Source organism: Stutzerimonas stutzeri (assembly GCF_024448985.1).
GTDB lineage: Bacteria > Pseudomonadota > Gammaproteobacteria > Pseudomonadales > Pseudomonadaceae > Stutzerimonas > Stutzerimonas stutzeri_AP.
The window spans coordinates 130,918-151,289 of sequence record NZ_JAMOII010000008.1 but is presented as its reverse complement, the minus strand read 5'-3'; the positions used below and the strand labels follow the sequence as shown (position 1 = coordinate 151,289).

Annotated in this window: 13 protein-coding genes; 5 read left to right on the top strand and 8 right to left on the bottom strand. The window is 57.5% G+C overall.

Annotation, left to right across the window (positions count from 1 at the left end):
- Positions 1-20: 20 nt before the first annotated feature.
- On the bottom strand, positions 21-713 hold the full coding sequence (locus NA647_RS11725; RefSeq protein ID WP_256057853.1) for a phospholipase D family protein: 693 nt from the start codon (positions 711-713) through the stop codon (positions 21-23).
- Positions 714-821: 108 nt separating this feature from the next.
- Entirely contained in the window at positions 822-1,715 is an 894-nt protein-coding gene (locus NA647_RS11720) for a restriction endonuclease (protein WP_256057852.1), read from the bottom strand.
- A gap of 505 nt (positions 1,716-2,220) precedes the next feature.
- Between NA647_RS11720 and NA647_RS11715 the strand changes: the two genes are divergently transcribed.
- Positions 2,221-3,540 carry a hypothetical protein gene (locus NA647_RS11715; protein WP_256057850.1) on the top strand — a complete coding sequence of 440 codons (1,320 nt, stop codon included), beginning with the start codon at positions 2,221-2,223 and terminating at the stop codon, positions 3,538-3,540.
- A gap of 805 nt (positions 3,541-4,345) precedes the next feature.
- Here the strand turns inward: NA647_RS11715 and NA647_RS11710 are convergent.
- The 4 genes from NA647_RS11710 to NA647_RS11695 all read right to left on the bottom strand — a co-directional run bounded on the left by NA647_RS11710 (position 4,346) and on the right by NA647_RS11695 (position 11,330).
- Positions 4,346-5,221 (bottom strand): hypothetical protein, encoded by an 876-nt coding sequence (locus tag NA647_RS11710; RefSeq protein WP_256057848.1) that lies wholly within the window; start codon positions 5,219-5,221, stop codon positions 4,346-4,348.
- Between the two features lie 200 nt (positions 5,222-5,421).
- Positions 5,422-6,522 (bottom strand): SIR2 family protein, encoded by a 1,101-nt coding sequence (locus tag NA647_RS11705; RefSeq protein ID WP_256057846.1) that lies wholly within the window; start codon positions 6,520-6,522, stop codon positions 5,422-5,424.
- Positions 6,523-6,653: 131 nt separating this feature from the next.
- Positions 6,654-7,907 (bottom strand): ribonucleotide-diphosphate reductase subunit beta, encoded by a 1,254-nt coding sequence (locus NA647_RS11700; protein WP_239611850.1) that lies wholly within the window; start codon positions 7,905-7,907, stop codon positions 6,654-6,656.
- Positions 7,908-8,438: 531 nt separating this feature from the next.
- Complete coding sequence (locus NA647_RS11695) at positions 8,439-11,330, bottom strand: ribonucleoside-diphosphate reductase subunit alpha (RefSeq protein WP_256057845.1); 2,892 nt, start codon at positions 11,328-11,330, stop codon at positions 8,439-8,441.
- Between the two features lie 941 nt (positions 11,331-12,271).
- Here NA647_RS11695 and NA647_RS11690 point away from each other — a divergent pair.
- Positions 12,272-12,994, top strand: coding sequence for a winged helix-turn-helix domain-containing protein (locus tag NA647_RS11690; RefSeq protein ID WP_256057844.1), 723 nt, complete (start codon positions 12,272-12,274; stop codon positions 12,992-12,994).
- Positions 12,991-14,592, top strand: coding sequence for an ATP-binding protein (locus NA647_RS11685; protein WP_256057843.1), 1,602 nt, complete (start codon positions 12,991-12,993; stop codon positions 14,590-14,592). Before NA647_RS11690 ends, NA647_RS11685 begins: the two co-directional genes overlap by 4 nt.
- 218 nt (positions 14,593-14,810) lie before the next feature.
- On the opposite strand, the gene NA647_RS11680 is transcribed toward NA647_RS11685, so the two are convergent.
- Both NA647_RS11680 and NA647_RS11675 read right to left on the bottom strand, forming a co-directional pair.
- Entirely contained in the window at positions 14,811-15,527 is a 717-nt protein-coding gene (locus tag NA647_RS11680) for a 4'-phosphopantetheinyl transferase family protein (RefSeq protein ID WP_256057842.1), read from the bottom strand.
- Positions 15,528-15,574: 47 nt separating this feature from the next.
- A complete protein-coding gene (locus NA647_RS11675) occupies positions 15,575-16,483 on the bottom strand; it encodes an HTH-type transcriptional regulator ArgP (RefSeq protein WP_256057840.1) in 909 nt (302 codons plus the stop codon).
- 122 nt (positions 16,484-16,605) lie between these two features.
- On the opposite strand from NA647_RS11675, the gene NA647_RS11670 reads away from it, so the two are divergent.
- Positions 16,606-17,232 (top strand): trimeric intracellular cation channel family protein, encoded by a 627-nt coding sequence (locus NA647_RS11670; RefSeq protein WP_256047935.1) that lies wholly within the window; start codon positions 16,606-16,608, stop codon positions 17,230-17,232.
- 235 nt (positions 17,233-17,467) lie between these two features.
- Positions 17,468-20,221, top strand: coding sequence for a response regulator (locus NA647_RS11665; RefSeq protein WP_256057839.1), 2,754 nt, complete (start codon positions 17,468-17,470; stop codon positions 20,219-20,221).
- Positions 20,222-20,372: the final 151 nt, after the last annotated feature.

Genomic DNA, 20,372 nt, shown 5'->3' with positions numbered 1-20,372 from the left:
GTAGATTGAAAGCGGCGAGCTCATATATCCAACCCCGCCGGCCATAGGAAGTACGGGCCAAATTTTGGGCTCATGCGGAACTCGCCGCCAGCTTCCTTGCCTTTGTCGGTCAGGTAGTTCTTGCCATCGCGAAGCTCAAGAAGTCCTTGGCTTGATAGCTTTTCAAGAAATTCTGGCGTCTTGAGCCCCAGCTTTTGCGCCATTTTGGAACTGGTCAGCTTGTTTACACCGTCCTCAGTTTCAGTGGTTGGCTCGCTATCTTTAGCCACGACTTCCAGCGAGATACGGACCTCATCGCTTATACGGATGATTCGTTGGGCTTCTTCATAGGCGTCGCGGTAGAGGTCTGTATCGCTCTGCCGATCAATGAACACACCCATTTCATTGTTGTTCACCTGGCTGAACTCATAAAGGTTGAGGCTGGTGATGATGCAGCTCTCTTCGTTCAGGTAGCACTTTGCATGAAGGTTCTTGCAGAAGCTCGTGCGAATGTAGCTTAGTCCTTTGAGCCAGTTGACCTCTTCGGGCTGCAACTCGCTTTTGCCATACACAATCCGCACATCGATCTTCAGCCGATCCTTGTCTTCCAACAGCTCCTTGATGCGCTCATTCAGCCGTAGGAACGGGCTTATCAGAATCAGCCGGTCCTTGGCCGTTTTGATCATTTCTTCAAGGTAGTAATTGGTTGCGCTGGTGTTCAGGAACTTGGACACAAGGCCCTCCATGGTGATGGCTAGCGAGGCGGGCGATTTCACACGCTTTGTCTGGACCGTGCAAGGTGAGGCCGTTCAGGCAGTGTCATATGCATTTCTAAAATTCCGCTAAGCGGGCATCTCGTTTTGTGTGGTCTTGCACTTCGGGTACTGCGAACAGCCCCAGAATGAGTTGCCGACGTTCCTTCCTCGTTTTGCCACGCGCTGAACCATTGGTGCCCGACAGGTAGGGCAGGTGGGTTGTGTTGCGCGATCGGTTTTGGCGGGAGGGTCTGATGAGACCGGTGTAGGCTGGTAAGGCGTTTTGTTGGTCATGGGTTGCGAGTTCTGACGCGCGGTCGCCCGGCTTTGACGAATCATGTCGTTCAGCTCGGCTCCTTCGATCAATTGTAGATTCTTGCCCTGAGCGAACGCCTTGGCATCCTCGGTGAACCTGCCAGAGATTACGACGAAGCCGCCTTTTGCCCCTTCGGCCGCCATAACGCCGAACAGCTCACGCACCACATTCACCTGGACCAGCTGGCGGCGCCATTGCTTGCATTGCACCAGGTACTTGTCACCGTCCTTCAAGAGCACCAGATCGATGCCGCCATCGGCTCCGCCTTGGCCAGTTTCTTGAACGGTAAAACCCTTGCGTCGGAATGCTTCACCAACCAATAACTCAAACTCGCGCCAGCTAATGGACTCCAGCGTGTTCTCCTTGCTTGCGACAGAGTCGAAAAGCTTCTTGCGCCGCATGCGGGCAAAGATCGAAGCGATGGCTCCGATTACCAGCGCAGCGGGGAGCAGATACTGCGCGGGCACCGCTAGTCCACGAAACATCATGCCGGGTAGCTGATTGCTCAATTCGACAGGATTGGCAGGTGTCGGGATGGGGGAAATGGCGATGCTGTGGAGCCACAGGTACGCGATGAGCGCCAGCGGCAGGGTGATCCACCAAGGCAACAAGGCAGCTAGATCAATTAAGTCTTCGAAAGGGGATTGGTTGCGCCGGCGGGCCATGTCGCGTCCTTGTGATGGCTAAATGATTGCGCCATGCAATGTGCCGATAGGATGAGAAGTCGGCAAGCGGTTTGTGCGGTTCCCTGACTGACGGTTGTAAACGCGGAAAAAGGGAAAAGTCAGGCGGCTCGGAGCCCGCTCACCGTCTTGCGGGCAGGTGGGTAGGGCGCAGAAAAATAAATCTGTCCCCTTTTGGTCCTGTTACGCAGGTTGGCCGTGAAGAAATAGGTTGCGCCCGGCACTTGGGCGCGGCGTTATCGAGACATGCGGCTCATCCTTGAGCGTTGTGATGGCGGTAAGTTCGTATCGGTGGATAAGCAAAGCGTTATCCACCCTACGCCATCTCACCTGCCCGCACCGCCGACGCATCGATGTTGCCGGAACGTAGGGTGGAAAACGGCGAAGCCTTTTCCACGCGGCACTTCCAAGCTACCTCGCTATATAAAAAGCAAACTCCTACTCGTTTTGATATATTTTACAAACAGTCCCAAGGTGCCAATAAGAAATGAATCTAAAGATTACGCCAATGTCGAGGCCTATATACGCCGGATCTGGAATAAATGAAGGTTTCATAAGTTTGCTTCTTGATCATAAGCGAGAGTTAGTATCTGGACTGAGTTTGGCAGGGCTTGGGTTGGGCTTTTGGACTCTGTTTTCTTATGCGAGTTTGATAGGTAGGCCAGAGCTGTTTTTGAATTCTATCAGTGTTGGGCCTAGCCTTTTCGCATGGGTGGCTACATTAGTCTTCTTTGTTTTTGTGTTTTTTACATTTGTGTGTGCAAACTCGCTTATATTCATTTATGTGGTTAGCCTTTTTAATGCTAGGTTCAGTTTGAGGGTATATGTTTCCCAATACATTTTAATATGCGTGATAGCGGTGTTCGCTGTATGTATGGCAGTTGCGCTTGTTACAGATTCGGCGGCTATTGCAATAGCTGGTGCTTTTGTTTTTTGCTTTATATTGCTGGTTATGTTGTCGATTTTTAGCCGGCTAGGGGAGCTTCTTCTGGCGAATGCTTTAAGGACAAAGAAGCCTACGCTAAAATTTAGAACTAATAAATTCGTAAGGACGGGGAAGGAAACTAAAGCCTATACCAAGGTAAAAACAATAATTGGCGAAACATTATCTAGCACTTTCATGTTATGGGTTTACGCAGGTTCAGGAATTTATCTTTTAGTCCGACTAATAAACTTTTGTGTTCTATTACTATGCTTGATTAACAGGAGATTCCCTAAAATAGTTAGAAAAAGCGTATATTTCTTGTTTTTGGCGTTGATTATTACCTTTTTCTCTCTATTGATATTCTATCCGGCATACTTATTTTACAAACTTGCCAACGATTCTGGTGGCGATGAATTCCGTGCTTTTTTAGTGGCCGTTGTTGCCTTCCAGTATGGTATTTTGCCAGGCGTTTTTTATTATCGAAGTAAGAGTAGAGGTTGGGCAAAAATAAGGCAGGTGGCCATTGTTATTTTGGTTTCGCTATTTGTTGTTTCTGCAGTTGCCAAGGGGGTGTATGGTAAGTTGCTGTTGCATACTGCGCTATCTATGGGGGTGCGGACGGAGAACGCTGGGGTGTATTTGGTTTCCGAGAAATATCCGATGGGGTCAATGAGATATACGAGTTGGTATCCAGAGCAAGTAGGGCGCTTTACAAAGGTTAGGGGTATGGTAGTTTATCAGTTTGCTTCTATAGTTTATTTATGTCCGCCCGATTTTAAAGACGAGAAGGTCGAAGTGTGGGCTGACCGTTCTGGCGAATGCCTAGTTGGTGACAAGGACAGTATTTTGGTATTTGCCGATCGACCTAAAGTCTCACAATAAAGGAAAGCCGTTCAGGAGACTCTAGCGCTGTTCCTGTCTAAATGGCGGATGGCGTCATTTTTAGGCGAGGCTAGCAAGACGTAGACGAACAATGATGAAAGAACACTGCCCGCCTATGCAGAGTTTCCGGGGCGCAAAATCAGCGTCGTCATCCGGTAGCGTTCAGACGCAAGCCATGTGATCAGGTGGGACGACCCATCATCCTTGAGCGTGGTGTTGGCGGTAAGTCCGTATCGGTGGATAAGCAAAGCGTTATCCGCCCTACGCTATTTCATCCGCTCACACCGCCGACGCATCGACGTTGCCGGAGCGCAGGGTGGAAAACGGCAAAGCCTTTTCCACGCGTTTTTTCCAGGCTACCTCGCTAGATCGACGAGCGAAGGCAAAGGGATCAGTTTGAAAACCTCTCTTCCTAGCGTTAGAAGATACTGCACCACTGCGGAGCGACCGATAATAGGTATTGTTGGTGGCGCCGTATCGCAGGCGGAGCTATCCCTGATTCGTGAGGGCCTGCGGCGCGGGCCAGCTGACAGGCGATAGGAACGTAGGGTGGAAAACGGCGAAGCCTTTTCCACGCGTCACTTCCAGGCTACTCGCTACTCGACGGCCCTAGCGGCGGGTGGAGCAGAAACACTATTGTTACTGGCGCTACAGAGCCATGAAAAGACAGCGTAAAATAAGCGAACCTGACGGTGGCGCCGAGAGAGGAGAAGGGGCGCCTAGCGGCGAGCCGGCAAAAAAATTAATCTGTCCAATTTTCGGTGGATGCCGGGCCGGCTAATGGGTGCTCCATTTTTGCTCTTGTCTAATTCGCCCTTTTGTATATGGCCTGAATTCGTTTATAGAGTTCGTTACTCAGATTTCGCAAACCTTCTTCGTTTGGATAGTACTTTAGTGCTCTGTGGTGGCCTAAGTCGGAAGGTATATCGTCAAGCGATTGAGTGATCGGGATAACTACTTTACCCAAAGTGTGTGCTATTCCTGTTTCGTACATAACATTAGGATTCTTTCCTGTGAAATCAACAATCACGATCTTGGAACAAAATATCAGATCGAAAATATCTTGTATGAACGTTGAGTTATCCCAGATATCGTCAGCTCTTAGGCACTCGAGATTCATGTAGTCAGTAACTTTCTTTACGGCTGAATAGGTGCTGTTGAATCCAGGGTTAAAAGGCATCATCACGGAAATTAGCTTTTCGTTCAGCTTTTTTGCTGGGACCTGAAAAACGCTCGGTTTGAAAGTAATGACGCGCTCCGTTGGAGTTTCCTCAAACGATGTCGAAACAAACTCTCCATTTCTAGGGAGAACCCGGATGGCTCCGTTGGCCTGAACGGAAACTGTTAAATCGCTTGTTCTGAGAGCTGAACTGATTGCTTCAAGCGCTTTATCTCGATCAACCTTGTCATCAAAAAGAAATTGGTCTGGATGTAAAAGATGCTCGATGACCTTAACTATTTCGGGCGATGGCATACTTGCGGGAGCTTGCCTTTTGTTAAGTTCATCTAGAACGTCTCTAACCCATACTCTCCTTGTTGATCCGTCGTGGACATAATCAAGGTCAATGTCTATAAAAAATCGGGTGAGATAGGATGAGCTCCGATAAGGGAAAAACTGAAACGGCGGGTCTCCACAAATCATTTCAGCAATTTTCGAAATCGCGGCTGCACCGATTTGCATTTCCTGCATTCCTTCGATAGGTGGTCTTATTTGCCGGCGGCCGCATCAAGTCTTCAAGAGTTAGCTTGTCCTGCGCTGCGTTGATACTTATGGCCGGCTAATGTTCTTGAGCTAAATGTTCAGCGACTTGCTGAATCTAATCAATATAGGTTGGGGGATGGTGAAGCTGTGTCGGATTTTGCTTCACCCCTATCGTTAGCCTATTCTGCGAGAGCTGTCTCCGATGTGAACTCAGGAGCAAATTCTTCAAGGAGCAACCTAAGGTTCAAAGGTGTTTTACTCATTTGAAGTTTGTCTTGGACGTGGATAAAATTGCTGTATTTGTTAAGTCTTTCGATTATTGAATCTTGAGGGAATTCATTTGCCGGGGTTGGGTTTATCAGTATAAATTTTTTATGAGAGTTATGTTTTATTGCGGTCTCAAATAACGAATTTATATAAGGGTCCCGAAAGGCGAATCCGATCACTATTACCAGTTCAGAGCTTTTAAGCCGTTCTTCAAGCTTGCTGTGGAGTGAGATAAATGGCTCCTTTGAAGGAATTCCTTTGAACCCAGGATAAAGGATCACCATGTCATCCGGATTTTGAGGGTTCACGGATGAGCCTGACTTAACACATAGACCTCTAAGCGCGTCTGGATGCCAATCGAGAGAGCCGTGGACCTTTAAATACTCAATATGATCAAGAGGCCAGTCATATTCAGTCTGGGCATCGTATACCAAACGGCTCCTTTTAAGTGAGAAGCCATAGTGGGCATCAATTATTCCTGTGGCTTTACAGAGGTCTTCATCGTCATCAAGAGCAGAGTCAAGAGTCAAATCATAATTGGCCGTGGCATAGCTTATTCTGCAGTCAGCTATCTCGTTTTTAAGCTCTGCTATGAGGCTTGAGTAAAGCTGGAAGGCTTTCGATTTATCAAAATCCTGCAGCTTTCGGTAAACGATGCTTTTGATTCTTTGGATTTCTGACTTGGTTTCTTCTTGGTGTGTGCTAATGATCCTCGATAGGGTGTTAATTATGTTTCCTTGGTTCGAGTTTACAGCGTTTGCACCGGCATAAACGAACTGGAAAACTGGTAAATTATTAATCAGGAATCCAGTAAACCCAGATGAGTCGCCAAACTCTTCTAGGGTGCTGAGAAGTCTTTCAATGTCATTCCCTGATTTTTCCCCTAGATAGTTCTTGACCAGCTCTGTTACGAGCTTAGGCTTGTCAAATATCTCATCGGTGAATTGGGTTGTGGTGGGCAAGCCGAGAGGGGCAGACGCACCTGCTCCGGTAAAAACTAAAACCTTGGCCATGTTCTATCCATTGATTGGTCATGCGAAGCGTGTGGTCTTGCCGCCTTAGGCAGTTTTGCTGCCCTCTCAGAGAAGCTATCGATCACACCACTAAGTGCTTAGCTACGCTTGGCTGGCGCCTCGCTTTTGGCTTAATCCCAGCTCAAAGCCCCACCCGTCTGATACTCAATAACCCGTGTCTCAAAGAAGTTCTTCTCCTTCTTCAAGTCCATGATCTCGCTCATCCATGGGAACGGGTTGGTGGTGCCTGGGTACTCTTCCTTCAAACCAATCTGCGTCAGGCGGCGGTTGGCGATGAATTTGAGGTAGTCCTCCATCATCGAGGCGTTCATGCCGAGGACGCCGCGGGGCATGGTGTCGCGGGCGTATTCGATTTCGAGCTGCGTACCCTGAAGGATCATCTGGGTCGCTTCGTCCTTCATGGCGGCGTCCCACAGGTGCGGGTTTTCGATCTTGATCTGGTTGATCACGTCGATGCCGAAGTTCAGGTGCATGGACTCGTCGCGCAGGATGTATTGGAACTGCTCGGCGGTGCCGGTCATCTTGTTGCGGCGGCCCATGGAAAGAATCTGGGTAAAGCCGCAGTAAAAGAAGATGCCTTCCAGTACGCAGTAGTAGGCAATGAGGTTGCGCAGGAATTCTTTGTCCGTCTCGACGGTGCCGGTCTGGAAGGTCGGGTCGGAGATGGAGCGGGTGTACTTGAGGCCCCAGGAGGCTTTCTTCGCGACGCTCGGGATCTCGTGGTACATGTTGAAGATCTCGCCTTCATCCATGCCCAGCGACTCGATGCAGTACTGGTAGGCGTGGGTGTGGATCGCCTCTTCGAAGGCCTGGCGCAGGATGTACTGGCGGCACTCGGGGTTGGTGATCAGGCGGTACACGGCCAGCACGAGGTTGTTGGCGACCAGGCTGTCGGCGGTGGAGAAGAAGCCGAGGTTGCGCTTGACGATACGGCGCTCGTCCTCGGAGAGGCCGTCAGGCGTCTTCCACAGGGCGATGTCGGCGTTCATGTTCACTTCCTGCGGCATCCAGTGGTTGGCGCAACCATCCAGATACTTCTGCCAGGCCCAGTCGTACTTGAAGGGTACGAGCTGGTTGAGGTCGGCGCGGGCGTTGATCATCTGCTTGTCGCCGACGTGAACGCGGGCGGATTCGCCTTCGAGTTCGTCGAGGCCTTCCTGAATGTCGAGGTCGTCCAGGGCTTTCTTGGCGCGGGCGACGGCTGCGGAGTCGTCAGAGGCGACGGCGCGGGCTTCTTCGACGGAGCCGGCGGCGTCCTGGTCGAGCTTGGCCGGAGATTCAGTCTTGGCGGCAGCGGCTTGAGGGGCGGCCTGCGCGGTGGCGGTGGTGGTTTCTTCTTCGTCGAATTCGTCCCAGCTCAGCATGGCGGTTTCTCCTGATTGGGGACCGGCTTGGCCGGTCGAAAAATGTCTGGTGGCTTCTGGTTTGCACGCAAAAGCGGGTGTTTTGTTGGGGAGGGTGGTGGTGCCCTGCGTCCCGGTGTTCTGTAGCAGGTCGGGTTTGGGGCCGGCCTTTGTGTTGTCTGGTGGAGCTGCCCCTCACCCTAGCCCTCTCCCCGGAGGGGCGAGGGGACTGGATTTGAGGTGGCCCTCGGCTATGCGTTAACTCGGCTGGTGAGTTGGCGGATAGCGCTTCGCGAGCAAGCTCGCTCCTACAAATTGGTCCGGTCCGCGCAGGCGTCCCCGACTGGTTTTCGCGAACAAGGACTAGGCGTCCCCTCGCTCTTACGAAAAGCGCGCTTTTCAGCATCCGCTCGGTGTGAGCGCAAAGCTGAGCGAGGCAGCGCTAGGCGTCTGCCAAGTCGGAGCCCCTGAGCGTACAGCTGTACGTGATGGGGGCCGGCTTGGCGGACAACAACGCGCGGTCCGCTCAGCTTCGTGCGTCAGCCAGGCTCCTTATTGGCAGGCTTCGCAATCCGGTTCATCAATGGCACACGCCTTTGGGACCGGTGCCGGGCCTGCCGACATTTCCGGCGCTGGCGCAGCTTTCGCCGGGGCGGCGCTGGCGCCGCTGTTGCCACCGCTGGACACGGCGTTGAGCTTGCCGGTGTTGACGGTGGACTTCTCGGTGCTGGTCGCGGCCAGGGCACGGAGGTAGTAGGTGGTTTTCAGGCCACGGTACCAGGCCATGCGGTAGGTCACGTCCAGCTTCTTGCCGCTGGCGCCGGCGATGTAGAGGTTCAGCGACTGGGCCTGGTCGATCCACTTCTGGCGGCGGCTGGCGGCGTCGACGATCCACTTGGTTTCCACTTCGAAGGCGGTCGCGTAGAGGTCTTTCAACTCCTGCGGGATGCGCTCGATCTGCTGCACGGAGCCGTCGTAGTACTTGAGGTCGTTGATCATGACCGCGTCCCACAGGCCGCGCGCCTTGAGGTCGCGAACCAGATAGGGGTTGATCACGGTGAATTCGCCCGAGAGGTTCGATTTCACGTACAGGTTCTGGTAGGTCGGCTCGATGGACTGCGACACGCCGGTGATGTTGGCGATGGTCGCGGTCGGCGCGATGGCCATGATGTTCGAGTTACGGATGCCGTTCTTGACGCGGGCGCGAACTGGGGCCCAATCCAGGGACTCGGTCAGGTCGACGTCGATGTACTTCTGGCCACGCGCTTCGATGAGGATCTGCTGCGAATCCAGCGGCAGGATGCCCTGGCTCCACAACGAACCCTGGAAGGTTTCGTAGGCGCCGCGCTCGTCGGCCAGGTCACAGGAGGCCTGGATGGCGAAGTAGCTGACCGCTTCCATGGACTTGTCGGCGAAGTCGATGGCGGCATCGGAACCGTAGGGGATGTGCTGCAGGTACAGCGCGTCCTGAAAGCCCATGATGCCCAGGCCCACCGGGCGGTGCTTGAAGTTGGAGTTGCGCGCCTGCGGCACCGAGTAGTAGTTGATGTCGATGACGTTATCGAGCATCCGCACGGCGGTGCGCACGGTGCGCTCCAGCTTGGCGGTGTCCAGCTTGCCGTCGACGATGTGGCGCGGCAGGTTGATCGAGCCCAGGTTGCAGACGGCGATCTCGTCCTTGTTGGTGTTCAGCGTGATCTCGGTGCAGAGGTTGGAGCTGTGCACCACGCCGACGTGCTGCTGCGGGCTGCGCAGGTTGCACGGGTCCTTGAAGGTCAGCCATGGGTGGCCGGTTTCGAACAGCATGGAGAGCATCTTGCGCCACAGGTCTTTGGCCTGCAGGGTCTTGTAGTTCTTGATCTTGCCGTATTCGATCAGGGCTTCGTAGTACTCGTAGCGCTCCTCGAAGGCCTTTCCGGTGAGGTCGTGCAGGTCGGGTACTTCGCTCGGCGAGAACAGGGTCCACTTGCCGTCGTCGAAGACGCGCTTCATGAACAGGTCCGGAATCCAGTTGGCGGTGTTCATGTCGTGGGTACGGCGACGGTCGTCACCGGTGTTCTTGCGCAGCTCGAGGAATTCTTCGATGTCCAGGTGCCAGGTTTCGAGATACGCGCAGACTGCGCCCTTGCGCTTGCCGCCCTGGTTGACCGCAACGGCGGTGTCGTTGACCACTTTCAGGAAGGGCACGACGCCCTGGGATTTGCCGTTGGTGCCCTTGATGTAGGCGCCCAGTGCGCGCACCGGGGTCCAGTCGTTGCCCAGGCCGCCGGCGAACTTGGAGAGCAGGGCGTTATCGCGGATGGCGTCGTAGATGCCGCCCAGGTCGTCCGGCACGGTGGTCAGGTAGCACGAGGACAGCTGCGGGCGCAGGGTGCCGGCGTTGAACAGGGTCGGCGTGGAGGCCATGTAGTCGAACGACGACAGCAGGTTGTAGAACTCGATGGCGCGGGCTTCGCGCTGTTCTTCCTCGATGGCCAGGCCCATGGCGACGCGCATGAAGAAGATCTGCGGCAGCTCGAAACGCACGCCATCCTTGTGGATGAAGTAACGGTCGTAGAGGGTCTGCAGGCCGAGGTAGGTGAACTGCTGGTCTTGCTCGTGGTTGATCGCAGCGCCCAGCTTGGCCAGGTCGTATTCCTTCAGGCGCGGGTCGAGCAGCTCGAACTGCACACCTTTTTCCACGTAGGCGGGCAGGGCCTTGGCGTAGAGGTCAGCCATTTCGTGATGGGTAGCGGACTCGGCGACTTCCAGGAAGCTCAGGGCTTCGGCGCGCAGGGTGTCCATCAACAGGCGAGCGGTGACGTAGGAGTAGTTCGGCTCACGCTCGACGAGGGTGCGGGCGGTCATCACCAGGGCGGTGTTGACGTCGGTCTGCTCGACACCGTCGTAGAGGTTCTTCAGGGTTTCTTTCTGGATCAGCGCGCCATCGACTTCTTCGAGGCCTTCGCAGGCTTCGCTGATGATGGTGTTCAGGCGGCCCAGGTCCAGCGGCGCCATGCTGCCGTCGGCACGCTTGATGCGGATGCTTGGATGGGCGTCGACCGGGATTTCCACCGCGCCGCGCTTGCGCTCCTGGCTACGGGATTCGCGATAGATCACATAGTCGCGGGCGACTTTCTGCTCGCCGGAACGCATCAGGGCCAGTTCGACCTGGTCCTGGATTTCTTCGATGTGGATGGTGCCGCCCGAAGGCATGCGGCGCTTGAAGGTGGCGGTGACCTGCTCGGTCAGGCGCGCGACGGTGTCATGAATGCGCGACGAGGCGGAGGCATTATTGCCTTCCACTGCGAGAAACGCCTTGGTGATGGCGACGGTGATCTTGTCATCGGTGTAGGGGACGACTGTACCGTTGCGCTTGATCACGCGAAGCTGGCCCGGCGCAGTGGCGGCCAGGTCCAGCGTGCTGTCGGCGTGTGGGTTCTCGCGAATGGACTCGTTCTGCATGGGGTCTCCGGATTCTCTCTGTCTCTAACGCGTTAGGTGTCAGGCCTGCTTTATGAGCGGCCTTTTCTCGAACTGAGTGTCTCGAATTGCATGTTTCGTGTTGCATGAACCATGCACCGGCGAACCGGCCCATGGGTGACTCAAAACTGGAAACGATCCGGCACCAGGGGTGGCGAATCGAATGTGCCGAAGCATAGTCAGGCGTTGTGAAGATCACAACCTCAAAACACAACATGTAGTGTGATGCGTTCCTCGCATGCGCTACTGCTGGGCTTGAGCAAAATCAACGTTGGACGCGGCAGTATCGCGATCTGCGGCGGCGATCTATCGCGCCAGGCGCGGGCGCGAGCCGGATACAAAACAAAGCGAATTTTTTAGCTTGCTTTTTTCGGCGTTTGTGTCTGGTTGGCTTTTGACACCCAATATATGGGGTAAAAAGCGCCTGAAGCGACACGATAGTGTCGGTTCAGGCACAGCGCAAGGCACCTAAAATGAACAACCTGTGGATAAGATGTGGGTGAGCTGTGCGCGATCGAAGCGTAGCCCGCGTCTTCTCGGGGCTACGCAAGGTTCGGATGAAATGCGTGCCCAAACGGTCTTTTCAGATGCTTGGCGCCGCCGAGCGCAAACACTATATGTGGTGTTTTGTCAAAGGCGGATTATTGCGTTATGCGGCTTGCGAGACGGGTGATCTGGCGGAGCGGGCATGAATGCTGGCCTTTTGCCTGATGTTCCGTTGAACGCAGAGATGCGAAGGCCACTGCGAAGTAGCCGCTGCCGCGCGTGTAGCTTTCGTCGTCGATCGAAACCGGGCCAAACGAAGACATTTTCATGGGAGTGGCTACGCCCGGATCGGGCAGGCAAGCGGAGCGCGTTTGCGGCTGCCATCTGCATGTGCCCTAACGCTACAATGCCGGCCGGTGTCTGGGGAGGGCGCGTTGGTGGATCAAGAGTCTTGGAACATCCTGATTGTCGAAGATGACCAGCGGTTGGCCGAGCTGACCCGCGACTATCTCGAGGGTAACGGCTTGCGGGTTTCCATCGAAGGGGATGGCGCCTTGGCGGCCGGACGCATCATCGATGAATGCCCCGACCTGGTGGTGCTCGACCTGATGTTGCCCGGCGAAGACGGCCTGTCCATCTGCCGCAAGGTGCGCCATCGCTATGACGGTCCGATTCTGATGCTCACCGCTCGTGCCGACGATCTCGATCAGGTGCTCGGTCTGGAGATCGGCGCGGACGACTACGTCTGCAAGCCGGTGCGCCCGCGGCTGTTGTTGGCGCGGATTCGTGCGTTGCTGCGCCGACGCGAAGGCGTAGAAGTAGCCGCGGCGGCCAGCAGCAAACGGCTGCAATATGGCCCACTGGTCGTGGACAGCGCACTGCGCGAGGCCTGGTTGCGAGGCGAGGGCATCGAGCTGACTGGTGCCGAGTTCGATCTGCTCTGGCTGCTGACCTCCAATCCTGGGCGGATCATGTCCCGGGAACAGATCTTCGCCGAATTGCGTGGCATCGAATACGACGGGCAAGATCGCTCTATAGACGTGCGTATTTCGCGCATTCGCCCGAAGATTGGCGATGACCCTGATCACCCGCGCTTGATCAAAACAGTCCGCGGCAAGGGCTATCTGTTCGTATCCGAAGCGGCTGAAGCGCTGCAGTGAACTCGATCTTCCTGCGCATCTACGGCGGCGTACTCGCCGTGCTGGTGCTGGTCGGGCTGCTGGGAGCCGGCGGCCTGCAGCTGCTAAACGAGGTGCGCGCCGATCAGCACCGCGAGGCGCTCGCCAGCGGCACTTTTCGCCTGATGGCCCACAACATGAGCAGCATGACGCCCATCGAGCGGCGCCAGGCGGCGAACCTTTGGGGGCGATTGCTGGGCATTCCGCTGCGCGTCCGTACGCTGGAAGACGTCAGCCTGGAAAGCCGGCTGGAAACCCGGTTGTTACGCGGTCAGGTGCTGGTGGAGCAGATCCGCCCGAATGGTGTCACGGTTTTTTCCCTGGTCAGCGCCGATGACCGTCTGGTTTTGACCGGTGAAGTGGAACAACTAAGCGAGCAACTGGCGCGCGCCACCATCTACCTGCTGATCGACGAGCTGATTCGTTATCCCGAAGCAGAACAGCCCCAGCGTCTGGCCGAGCTCAAAGAGGCCCGCGGCTTCGGCTATCCGGTTGAGCTGCTGACCCGCGACAGTGCAAGCCTCGACAACGATCAACGCCGCCGACTGGATGAAGGGGACACGGTGATGGCGCTGGTTGGCGGCGGCGAGGCTATCCGCGTGTTTGCCGCAATCGCCGGGACGCCTTGGATCATGTCGCTGGGTCCGCTGTATCAGCTCAATCCTTATCCACCGCAGCTATTGGTGCTGATAGCGGCGCTCGGGCTGTCGCTCATCGGTCTCACCGTCTACCTGCTGGTGCGGCAACTGGAACGGCGACTGCGTGAAGTGGAAAGCGCCGCCTCGCGCATCGCCGGAGGAAATCTGGAAGCACGTGTGCCGGGTGCCGGGACGGATTCGGTTGGGCGGCTGGCGAAGGCGTTCAACGGCATGGCCAGCCATCTGCAGCGCCTCCTTGCCGTCCAGCGGGAAATGGTCAGCGCGGTGGCGCACGAGCTGCGCACGCCGGTCGCGCGGCTACGCTTCGGCCTAGAGATGGCCGGCTCGGCACCGACCGCAGATGCTCGGGCGCGTTATCTCGCAGACATGGATGGCGATATCGATGACCTCGATCGTCTGGTGGATGAAATGCTGGTCTATACGCGTCTCGAGCGCGGATCACCCGATCTCACCTTTCAAACAGTCGATCTGGGCGCTCTGGTCGATCAAGTGATCGGAGAGCTGGCGCCGCTGCGGCCTGACGTTCTGGTCGAGCGCGGGCCTTGCGTGACGGCTGATGATGGTTCCAGCGTCGCCGAGGCCGAGTTTCATTACCTGCGTCGCGCCTTGAGCAACCTGATCACCAACGCCATGCGCCACGCGGGAACGCGGGTTCAGGTGAGTTTCGTCATTGACGCCCAGCGCGCACAACTGGTGGTCGACGACGACGGTCCGGGTGTGCCGGAGGAGGCTTGGGAGAAGATTTTCGCGCCGTTCATGCGTCTGGATGACAGCCGCACACGCGCCTCCGGCGGGCATGGGTTGGGATTGTCCATCGTCCGGCGAATCTCCTACTGGCACGGCGGCCGCTCGCAGATCGGCCACAGCGAGTTGGGTGGCGCGCGCTTCAGCTTGGTCTGGCCGCGCAGACGGCCGGATTAGCAGAGCGCTGCGCTGGGGTGATCAATGCGTTCGCGGGACCGGCATCGCTCCGCTTAATTTCACTCGGGGCAGGGTATTTCACGCCGCTGGGCGAACAAGTTCGCCCCTACAGGTGGGTCATGCGCCATGTTGGTTTTCATGCCCATCGTCGGTCTTCGTAGGGTCGAATTTATTCGACCGAGCTCGGCAGGAAAGGTACCGCCGCGCTCGACGCGACCTTACGAGGCCGGGATGCTGACCAGGCTCAGCAGGTAGTCTTCGAACTGCACGAACTGGCCTTCAAGCTCGACGCCGGCTTTCCATTCATCTGAGAGATCGGTGAGCAGGCGCAGGCGGGCGTGACCGTCGGCGTCGTGATGGATCAGCTCGGCTTCCTGAAAGTAGAAGCGCATTTTCACCAGTGGATAGAGCGCCTTGAACAGGCTCTCTTTGAGGGAAAAGGTCAGCGTCACGCGTAGCGCCCGCTGTGAGTCGTCCAGCGCTGCGTAGCCTTCCAATTCACGCGGGGTGAGAATCTCTCCGGCCAAACGGTCGGCACGGGTGACCGGCAGAAGTTTTTCCACATCAAGCCCGAGCCCGCGCCAGAGTTCGCTTCGCGCTGCGACCACTGCGGCCCAGCCGGCGCCATGGGTTATGGAGCCCACCACGCCGGTCGGCCAGCAAGGCGATCGATCCTCGCCGACGGCGGGAATGCCCGGTACGCCGAGAACCCTGCGCAAGGCCTCGTAGGCGCAGATGCGTCCTGCAAGAAATTCGGTCTGGCGTTTGCTCACCGCGGCCATCGCTGGCAGGCCCCAGCGGTCGAAGTCTTCGGGATCGAGTAGCTGGGGATCGAAGCGGGTGCTGAGCAGGTGCACGCCGGGGAGGGCGCGCGGGAGTGGCCAATGCTCGCTCAACGCGGAGCAACAGGCGGGATGTAGGGGCGGGCGGTTCATGGGCGCTAGTGTGCCTCAACCGTCGATACGAGCGCAGTGCCGACGCATCATGCCCGTGGCTCGGGCGGTCGCGCGAGGATCATGGGGGCCGCTTCGATGATCTGCCGCGACAGGTTTTCCATCCGTGGCGATTGCACCTTCCAGGTGTGCCAGTACAGCGGAATATCCAGCGGCGCCTCCGCAGCCAGATCGACTACTTCACCTTGCGCCAGCGCATCGTGCAGCAGTAGTTCCGGGACCATGCCGTAACCCAGGCCGTAGCGGATCGCGCTGAAGTGCGGCTCGGCGCCGGGCACGTAATGGCAGGGATAGGCGCGTTCCGGCAGGCCCAGTTGACGCAGCAGGAAAGACGAGGAGAGACGATCCTTGCGGGTATAGGCGACCACGGGCGCCTTGCGTGCGGCGTTGCGGTTCAATCCGTTGGGAAAGTACCGCTGGCGAAACCCGCTGGAGGCCACCAGGCGATAGCGCATGCTGCCCAGCGGGCTCGCCGTGCAGCCGCGCATGGGTTTGGGTTCGGTGCTGATGCAGCCGATTGCCAGGCCGGTCTCCAGGAGGTTGTAGGTGTGATCCTGATCTTCGATGGTCAGGTCCAGCAGGACGCGCTCGCGAATCAGTACTTCGGCCAGCGCCGGGAAGAACCAGGTTCCGAGGCTGTCGGAATTGAGCGCGGCGACCACCGCCAGCGGCGCATCGCTGCGCTCGTCCAGGTCCGCCATCAGGTCCGCTTCGAGCATGCTGGCGCGCTTGAGGTACTGCAGCAATCGCTGACCGGTCTCGGTGGGGCGGCACGGTCGGCTGCGCACCACCAGCGCATTGCCCAGCGCGCTCTCCAGGGCGCGGACACGCTGCGAAATCGCCGGTGGCGTCAGGTGCAGACGCAGCGCCGCCTGCTCGAAACTGCCCGTCTTGATGACGGCGCGAAAGGCTTCGGTCTGCTTCGGATCAAGATTCAAGCTGCGACTCTCGGATTAAGTAAATATTTGTATAGCCTAAATTTACTTAGCTATGTCGATTAAGCCGGCGGCTACCCCATAATCGCGCCTCTTTCGCTCTTGCCCTGTTTGGAGTTCGCCCCGTGACGCTGTTGCACATCATCTATCTGGTCGCCATCACTGCTGAAGCCATGTCCGGCGCGATCATGGGCATGCGTCGCGGCATGGACCTGTTCGGCATTTGCGTGCTGGGCACGGTGACTGCATTGGGCGGCGGCACGGCGCGCGATGTACTGCTCGGCCATTACCCGATCGGCTGGATCGCCAATCCCGAATACCTCGGTTTCACGGTCGGCGCGGCCATCGTCACCGCGATGGTCGCGCGACACATGCATCATCTGCGTCAGGTATTCCTGCTGGTCGACGGCCTGGGTCTGGTGGCTTTCACGGTGATCGGTTGCGGCGTGGCGATGGAAATGGATGTGCATGTGTCAATCGTCGTGCTGGCTGGCGTGATCACCGGCGTGTTCGGCGGGCTGTTGCGTGACATTCTGTGCAACGAGGTGCCGATGGTGCTGCAGCGCGAGCTGTACGCCACGGTGGCGTTGTTCACGGGGGTGCTCTACGTCGGTCTGCTGTGGCTGGGCGTCACCAACTCCATCGCCTCGGTCGCCGCGCTCTGTGCCGGTTTCCTGTTCCGGGTCCTGGCGATGACCTTCCAGTGGAAACTTCCCGATTTCCAGGGCCGCGACATCCGTGGTCTGGATTGATCGTTTGTCGTATCCATTCGAGGTCTTTCAATTCGTTGAGCGTTTCACGCTCCGTCGCCAAACGGCTCTAGTAAGCAGATTCCCTTTCGGTGAGCCGCTACACTAGGGCCTGTTTTAGCCGCGGTCTCGACGGGCCGTCGCAGATCTGCGGCCGAATGAATTCGGCCCTACAGACCCTAGCGTTCCAGAAATGAATTCGTAGATGCCTGCGGCCTTGCAACAGAGGAATGGATCCGTGCTGAGAGACCTGGGAATCAAGAGTCGTGTGCTGGCGCTGATATTGCTGCCCAGCACGGTGCTTGCCGTTGCGCTTGGCGTCTACTTCACCTTGATGCAGCTGTCGGAAATGCGTCACCAGCTCGACGAGCGCGGGCAGCTCATTGCCCGGCAGCTGGCGCCACTGGCAGCACCGGCCATGGCGCAGGGATATGGCAAGCGGCTGCAGCGGATCCTCAATCAGGTCCTGGACCAGCCCGACGTCCGCGCCGTTTCGATCCTCGATACCGAGCGCAACCTGCTGGCCCACGCCGGGCCGAACATGGTCACCCCATCACCACCGACTGACCCTGAGGCCCTGACCCAGGTCAGCAGCATCGACACCACGCGCATTCTCCTGCCGGTACTCGGCAAGCATCTGAATCTCGCTGAAGACAATCCCAGCAACGACCTCCGCCAGATCGGCTGGCTGGAGCTCGAACTGTCGCACCAGGGCACCTTGCTGCGCGGTTATCGCAGCCTGTTCACCAGTTTGCTGTTGATTGGCGCCGGGCTGATCATCACTGCGCTGCTGGCGCTGCGCATGAGCACCGCAATCAGCAAGCCGCTGCACAAGGTCAAGGTGGCCGTGGCGCAACTCAAGGACGGTTATCTGGAGACTCGCCTGCCTGCTCTCGGCAGTCACGAAATGGATGAGGTCGCGGCGGGCATCAACCGCATGGCCGAGGCGCTGCTCAGCGCCCGCGAAGAGTTGCAGCAGAGCATCGATCAGGCCACCGAGGACGTGCAGCAGAACCTCGAAACCATCGAAATCCAAAACATTGAACTGGATCTGGCGCGCAAGGAGGCGCTGGAGGCCAGCCGGATCAAATCCGAGTTCCTGGCCAACATGAGCCACGAGATCCGCACGCCGCTCAATGGCATCCTCGGCTTCACCCATCTGCTGCAGAAAAGCGACCTTACCCCGCGTCAGCAGGACTACCTGTCGACTATCGAAAAGTCCGCCGACAGCTTGCTGGGCATCATCAACGAGATCCTCGATTTCTCGAAGATCGAAGCCGGCAAGCTGGTGCTCGACAGCGTTCCGTTCAACCTGCGCGACCTGATCGAGGACACCCTGACTATCCTCGGCCCGGCGGCACATGCCAAGCAGCTGGAACTGGTCAGCTTGGTCTATCGCGACACGCCGCTGTCGCTGGTAGGTGACCCGCTGCGGCTCAAGCAGGTGCTGACCAATCTGGTCAGCAACGCCATCAAGTTCACCAACGAAGGCACAGTCGTCGTCCGTGCCATGGTCGAGGACGAGCGCTCCGATCGCGCGCAGCTTCGTATCAGCGTGCAGGACACCGGTATCGGCCTGACAGATCAGGACCTGCGCGCGCTGTTTCAGGCCTTCAGCCAGGCAGATAACTCGCTCTCGCGCCAACCCGGCGGTACCGGCCTCGGTCTGGTGATCTCCAAGCGTCTGATCGAGCAGATGGGTGGGGAAATCGGGGTCGACAGCATTCCGGAGGAGGGCTCCGAATTCTGGATCAGCCTGAGCCTGCCCAAGGCCCGCGACGACATCGAAGATTTGCCTCGCGCCGCGCTGCTGGGCCGCAAGATCGGCGTGCTGGAGCAGCATCCACTGGCACGCCAGGCCTTGCAGCATCAACTGGAAAGCTGCGGCCTGGACGTGTTGCCGTTCGATTCCCTGGATCAGCTGCAAGCGGCCGTGGCTACCGCACAAACGAGTGAAACGCCGATCGAAATCGCCGTGCTCGGCGTGACCCATCGCGAGATCGCGCCTCAGCAACTCTGCCAGCGGTTGTGGGAGTTCGAAGGGCTGGGCTGCAAATGCATCGTGCTTTGCCCGACCAGCGAACAGGCGCAGTATCACGAAGCCCTGCCCGAATCCCACACGCATACCCAACTGCAAAGCAAACCGTCCTGCACGCGCAAGCTGCAGCGGGTCCTGCTCGATCTGCTGCGTCCGCAGCAGCCATTGGTCGAGAGCCTGGTGATGCCCGAAACGCGTCCGCCGCGCGTGCTTTGCGTCGATGACAACCCGGCCAATCTGTTGTTGCTCGAAACCCTGCTGACCGACATGGGCGGTGATGCTGAGGCGGTCAGCAGTGGCCAGGAAGCGCTCGAAGTGGTCAAACGTCAGCCGTTCGATCTGGTGTTCATGGACGTGCAGATGCCCGGCATGGATGGGCGCCAGACCACCGAGGCGATTCGCCGGTGGGAGGAGGACAGCGGCCAGCCACCGATTCCGATCATCGCGCTGACCGCCCACGCGCTATCCAACGAAAAGCGCTCGCTCCTGCAGAGCGGCCTGGACGATTACCTGACCAAGCCCATCAGCGAACGCCAGCTGGCTCAGGTGATATTAAAGTGGACGGGCTTGCCGCTGTCGCGCAGCTTTCTCGCCGCGCCTGCCGATATGGCGGTAGCGGATAACAACCTGAAGGTACTGGATGCTGAGGAAGGCTTGCGTCTGGCAGCAGGCAAGGCCGATCTGGCGGCTGACATGATGAGCATGCTGTTGGCCTCTCTGGAAGACGATCGTCGGGCAATCAGGACGGCGCGTGAGGTGAACGACCGACAGGCGATGATTGACCGCGTACACCGATTGCACGGCGCCACGCGTTATTGCGGGGTTCCACAGTTACGCGCAGCCTGCGAGCGTAGCGAGACGCTGCTGAAACAGAACCACCCGAGCGCCGCGCATGCGCTAGATGAACTGGATGGTGCCATCGAGCGGCTGGCGCGCGAGGCGCAGGTTTTTTAGGGGCTGTTGCCGCTTCAACGCAAAAACAGACTCCGGCGCGACCGCGTATGGAGCGGCAACACACCCAAGCTAAAGGCTTCGGCTTTCACATCAGAGCGGGCCCCGTGCAACCCGCTTTGTGTTCAGCCTTTCAGCGCTTTTAACTTCTTTG